6 protein-coding genes are annotated in these 4,563 nt (G+C 35.2%); all 6 read right to left on the bottom strand.

The genetic code is table 11. The features are described from left to right. Positions 1 to 209: 209 nt before the first annotated feature. The 6 genes from ACEZ3G_RS17025 to ACEZ3G_RS17000 all read right to left on the bottom strand — a co-directional run bounded on the left by ACEZ3G_RS17025 (position 210) and on the right by ACEZ3G_RS17000 (position 4,449). Positions 210 to 971, bottom strand: a complete 762-nt coding sequence (locus tag ACEZ3G_RS17025) for a DUF6090 family protein (RefSeq protein WP_449288538.1) — start codon at positions 969 to 971, stop codon at positions 210 to 212. 281 nt (positions 972 to 1,252) lie between these two features. Then, complete coding sequence (locus ACEZ3G_RS17020; protein ID WP_432426726.1) at positions 1,253 to 1,843, bottom strand: hypothetical protein; 591 nt, start codon at positions 1,841 to 1,843, stop codon at positions 1,253 to 1,255. A 233-nt stretch (positions 1,844 to 2,076) separates the two neighbouring features. Next, entirely contained in the window at positions 2,077 to 2,763 is a 687-nt protein-coding gene (locus tag ACEZ3G_RS17015; RefSeq protein ID WP_432426725.1) for an SH3 domain-containing protein, read from the bottom strand. A 161-nt stretch (positions 2,764 to 2,924) separates the two neighbouring features. After that, positions 2,925 to 3,482: a hypothetical protein gene (locus ACEZ3G_RS17010; protein WP_432426724.1), complete on the bottom strand. Its 558-nt coding sequence runs from the start codon at positions 3,480 to 3,482 to the stop codon at positions 2,925 to 2,927. A 156-nt stretch (positions 3,483 to 3,638) separates the two neighbouring features. Further along, complete coding sequence (locus tag ACEZ3G_RS17005) at positions 3,639 to 4,037, bottom strand: hypothetical protein (RefSeq protein WP_432426723.1); 399 nt, start codon at positions 4,035 to 4,037, stop codon at positions 3,639 to 3,641. A 10-nt stretch (positions 4,038 to 4,047) separates the two neighbouring features. Beyond that, positions 4,048 to 4,449, bottom strand: a complete 402-nt coding sequence (locus ACEZ3G_RS17000) for a contact-dependent growth inhibition system immunity protein (RefSeq protein ID WP_432426722.1) — start codon at positions 4,447 to 4,449, stop codon at positions 4,048 to 4,050. Positions 4,450 to 4,563 lie beyond the last annotated feature (114 nt).

The following is a 4,563-nucleotide window of genomic DNA, read 5'->3' as shown; positions in this document are numbered from 1 at the left end:
TGAAGCTATTGCTGCACAGGATAACAACTTGATAGATCAACTTGTTTCCTAAAATTTTAAGGAAAAAGCTTGTTTTTTTACACAGTACCTATGATTAGTTGCGTGGGTTAGTACTTAACTTTGCAAGTACACACTAAACTGAAAATCCGCGAGGATTTTCAGAAGTAAGCGAGAAAAAGCAATTACTTATAGCCATTGTTGTGCTTTCGTTATTTTTTATTTAGTTCTTTTATAATTAGTTCAGCAAGAATTTCAGCCTTGTTTTTTAGATCTTTCGTAATTGTTATTCCCAATGATTTTCTTGTGATATTATTCCGTAATTTATTTCTCCCCAAATTAGATTCTATTTTTCTGATAAAAGCTAGTTTTCTTGTTTCTTCACTTTCGGTAAAGGGCAGTATCAATTTTTCACCTCCTCCGTGAGGTGGGTTGATTTCATATTCCTCGGTAAGAAACCAAAACTTATCGTCTTCTGATGAACCCTTTTCATCATAGTCTATAAATAAATTAAATTTGTATAAGTCGACAGTATAATATTTGTTGATAGCATCATTGAGCTCTTTAGAACCTAATTGATTCGCGAGTCCTGAATTTTTTATTTTCTGAAAGGTTTGGTCTATAATTTTATAATCATTGAAATAACTGGTTATAATTAACACAATGGAATCCATTGGCTTTTTTTGATATGCTTTGTTTAGAAATATTGATGAATTAGTTTTGATTTGACCATCCATACTTTCAATAATTCCGTCAAATCTAATAATGTCGTTTTTTAAATCAACGAGCATGCTTTTTAAATATGTTTCAATGATTGCATTTTCTTTTCTTTCTTCGTTCCAATTATTAATTTGCAATGCAATTAAAATACCAATAACAACAAGAATTATTTCTCCTATAGCATAAATCAGATACTTGCTGAATTTGTTTTCAGTCAGCATTTTTTGTCTAATTTTTCTAAAGAATTTTATCATTGGTTATGGTTGGTTATAATGAAGCACAACGGCTCGCGGCTATGTACAGTTTTTGAAGGGCGGTGTCCTGAAAGCTTGCTTTCAAGGGCAGGGAGCCATGAAAAAGCTGGCAATTTAAAAAGCCCACAATTTGAGAGGGTTTTAGCCCTTGAAAAATTGTTTATAGCCCTTGATGTCGGCAGTACTTGTACACGAACCTTATTTTCGAGCAAAAAGATAACATTAAATGACAAAAATGAGAAATTTCAACTATCGAAAATGGACTTTGGTAATTTTGGCTTTCAACTTGTTAGTTGTATTGCTAAACTTATTAATACTCCTATTAAAGAAATAACAGCAATCCAAAAACCATATATATCATACTGGAACTTTTCAATGGAATTTTGCCTTATAATCTCTTCTTGCACTTGTTTCCTGATTTGCCCCTGTTGTTTTTTGTCCAGTTCATTTGCAAGATTAATTGAATCGTCATATAATTTTTGGAACCCTCCATTTCGTTTGAATGGGACGGTGTTTATAGATGGTCGCACGCTTAGCGAATCTTCTTCAAAATTTACTGTTCCAACTTGATAATGTTCAAATATGGATAAAAAATACTTGAAGTCTAGAAACAGAATATCTCGTTCCGATGGCCTGTATATACCATCTGATACAAAGTCTTCGGCTTGCACCAGCCAATTTGTGTCAATCATTTTGTTCAACATAAACTCTAATTTTGGCAAGTCGTCTTTTTTTATTTCCATATTAAAATCTTTAGTCACCTGCAACGCAGGTGCAAGGGCTTTTTCAATTGATAGCCGCGAGCCGATGTCGGCAACCGCAAAAAAGGGTGAAAACGTAAGTTTTCTTTTTGCGAGCGAAACCGAGTGCATATCAATAAAAAATTTTAGCGCAGCGGGACAGAAATTTTTTAGATATGCCGAGGTTGAGGTATTGCCGACATCGTCCAGCTATGATGAGTGGGGCTTAGAAAGCACTAACCTCTCGTCTCGCACATAGCCACGCCTTGAATTAAATTTAAAACTTGTGGCGGACTTTCCAATCCCCACCAAAATATCCTGACCGATAAAACCCCATTCATTCATAGCATTTGTTATGTCCTTTTTTAACATCCTTTTCCATAATTCCAGACATTCGAAGTTTGTTCATCGGAAATTAGCTTGACCCAACCAACCAGAGTTGAAATGATCAAGTTGTCTTCACCAGAGCAAGGATGTTTACGATACTGAATTACTTCGACTTTGCACCAATTCCCGTTGGTCTGATCGGTTGGTCTAATTCCCCACAGATCTCCTTTCAGAGTTGCAAGAATTTTGGAATCAGTTGATGGGCTTTCTCTCAAGTTTAATCCGGGATCGTTGGCATACCATTCTGTATCTTTCTCAATAGTATAATCCATCCAAGATGCTACCTTGAGTTGTTTAGAAGTTAGCTCATCTATATCTAGCCAATATCCATTTTGAAGTTGGACGAAATTAGAACGAGCGTCTTTAAATGTCATGGCCATGATTTCGTATCCAACCATTTGTAAGTTGGGATAGCCAAAGTTCTCATTCTTGCCGTTTACCTGAATTGAAGCAGAATAGACTTCTTTGTTGTTGTCTGGTGTTCCCAGAGTTAGTTTGCCAGCTGTTGCTCCATTAGGTTGGTTATAAATTGTCAGTCCTGAAGTTGGGATGTAATAGCAACAGACATCAAATCCCTCATCAGGTAATATAAGTCCTTTCGTTACTTCCTGAGCATTTAGGTAGTTCGTCAGAAGAAAACTTGATATGATGAAAATGCTTCTCATGGTACTTGCAGTAATTGGACATAACGGTCTAGTATAACCGTCAGTTACGGGTTAAATTAGCTATTATTTTCGGATTAAACACTGACTTTAGCAATTCCGAGTGGATTCGGACGTAGTCGAATCCGCCGTAATTGCGGTTATACATTGTTGGCAACTGGCTTTTATTCTTTCATTTCGTTTTTAAACAATTCCGCTAATTTTTTTCTGTCAGTTTCGTTTTTCAATATATTCTGTAACCACATTTGCGGTTGTTCAGTTGCGCTTTTATATTCCTTGTCTTTATATGCTTTAAACTCCGAAAAGTCAAACCAATTCTTTTTGTGAATGTGCTGAAGTGAATAAACAGCCATTTCTCCATTTGTTGCTCCAAAAAATGGGCAAGTATGGATTTTTGTTTTCGTTGTGTCAGAAAGTTTGGTGATTAGAAATTCAGTCAGTTTTCCTTTGTCGTTCTCCGAGAATTTTTTCCATTCCGTTTCGCTGAAAACGAGTGGTTTTTCTTCTCTTTTAAATTCCGTTTCACTTATATACTGTTCTCCTCCTAAACAACCACCTTTCTCGAAAACTAAAATATTCCACAATTCAGATATTGAGTCAGTTTGTGTCATTTCAATCAGTTCAGTTTTCTCAATTTGAGCTATTTCCGTTTTAAATTCCGATTGATTTTTACACGAAATCAAAGTTAAAATTAAAAGCAATATGTTCAATGCGTGTTTCATTTTCAGCTTGTTGCCAACGTCTTTGTGTATGATTTGGCAAGGTTGGCTTGTCAAATCAGTTTCAGGCTATCCTGAGGTTTAAAAGTAGGAAAATTTATCAAGTTAATGATTCCGCTTGCTGAATTATACGCATTGTTGGCAACTGGCTTTTTTCTATTAACAGTTTCCACAAATTTCATTTAGTTCAGAGTTAAGCAATTCAGCTCCGCATTTTTCACAATTCCGTTTTTCGTCAGTCCAATATCCTGTTCGAGTAAATAACTCAATTGATTTCGTCCATTTTTTATATTCAGCACTGTCAAAATCCACATCGCCATTTGAATCAATTGGTGGTTCGGGTTGATTTCCATTCAAATATCCGTTTATCCAGTATTTTGAAAATTCCGACATCTTTTCAATTTCAGATAATGAAACGAAAAAACTTTTTCCTTTTTTAGGACACCAAGCGTAAATTCGTCCACGAAATGTATGAGGATTACCAATCAGATAATGTTTGCCCTCGCAACCTTTGTGATTAAACCACAAATTTTCATCAAATTCTATTTCGCTTGTCATTTTTAACGTGTTAGCAATTGCTTTTTATTTTTTCATTTATTTGGTCAAATTTTTTCTCTCCGAGTTTATTCTTTATTAATTCCGAATTCAGTTCAACAATATTTTTAAAAGTCAGAAATTCAGTTTGATTTTCATTCCAAAATTCAGTTGGTAAACTCGAAACAGCGACAAGTAAATCGCCCTCGTAAAAATCACATTCGGTCAAAATATTTCGTTCGAGTTTTTCGAGTGCGATGCCGATTAGATATTCAACTCCGATTTGTTGAAAAATCAGTAGTCTTATTTGTTCGTTAGTTAATTCCGCAATACTTATTTTCCGAAAACGATAACATTTTTCAACCATATCAGTCGGAAATTCGGAAGGCTTTTTCCAAATATCTTTTTCTAATTGTTCGATTGATTTTGTTTCCATTCTCGGTTTTTTCAGCTTGTTGCCAACGGCTCGCGGCTATGTACAGTTTTTGAAGGGCGGTGTCCTGAAAGCTTGCTTTCAAGGGCAGGGAGCCATGAAAAAGCTGGCAATTTA

The organism is Meishania litoralis, from assembly GCF_042611095.1.
GTDB classification, from domain to species: Bacteria; Bacteroidota; Bacteroidia; order Flavobacteriales; family Flavobacteriaceae; genus Meishania; species Meishania litoralis.
The sequence above is the reverse complement of the archived record's forward strand: the minus strand, read 5'-3'. Positions and strand labels throughout refer to the sequence as shown.

Coding starts and splice junctions, on each gene's coding strand:
- ACEZ3G_RS17005 (WP_432426723.1), bottom strand. CDS start 4,037: ATGACAAGCGAAATAGAATTTGATGAAAATTTGTGGTTTAATCACAAA.
- ACEZ3G_RS17020 (WP_432426726.1), bottom strand. CDS start 1,843: ATGCACTCGGTTTCGCTCGCAAAAAGAAAACTTACGTTTTCACCCTTT.
- ACEZ3G_RS17015 (WP_432426725.1), bottom strand. CDS start 2,763: ATGAGAAGCATTTTCATCATATCAAGTTTTCTTCTGACGAACTACCTA.
- ACEZ3G_RS17025 (WP_449288538.1), bottom strand. CDS start 971: ATGATAAAATTCTTTAGAAAAATTAGACAAAAAATGCTGACTGAAAAC.
- ACEZ3G_RS17000 (WP_432426722.1), bottom strand. CDS start 4,449: ATGGAAACAAAATCAATCGAACAATTAGAAAAAGATATTTGGAAAAAG.
- ACEZ3G_RS17010 (WP_432426724.1), bottom strand. CDS start 3,482: ATGAAACACGCATTGAACATATTGCTTTTAATTTTAACTTTGATTTCG.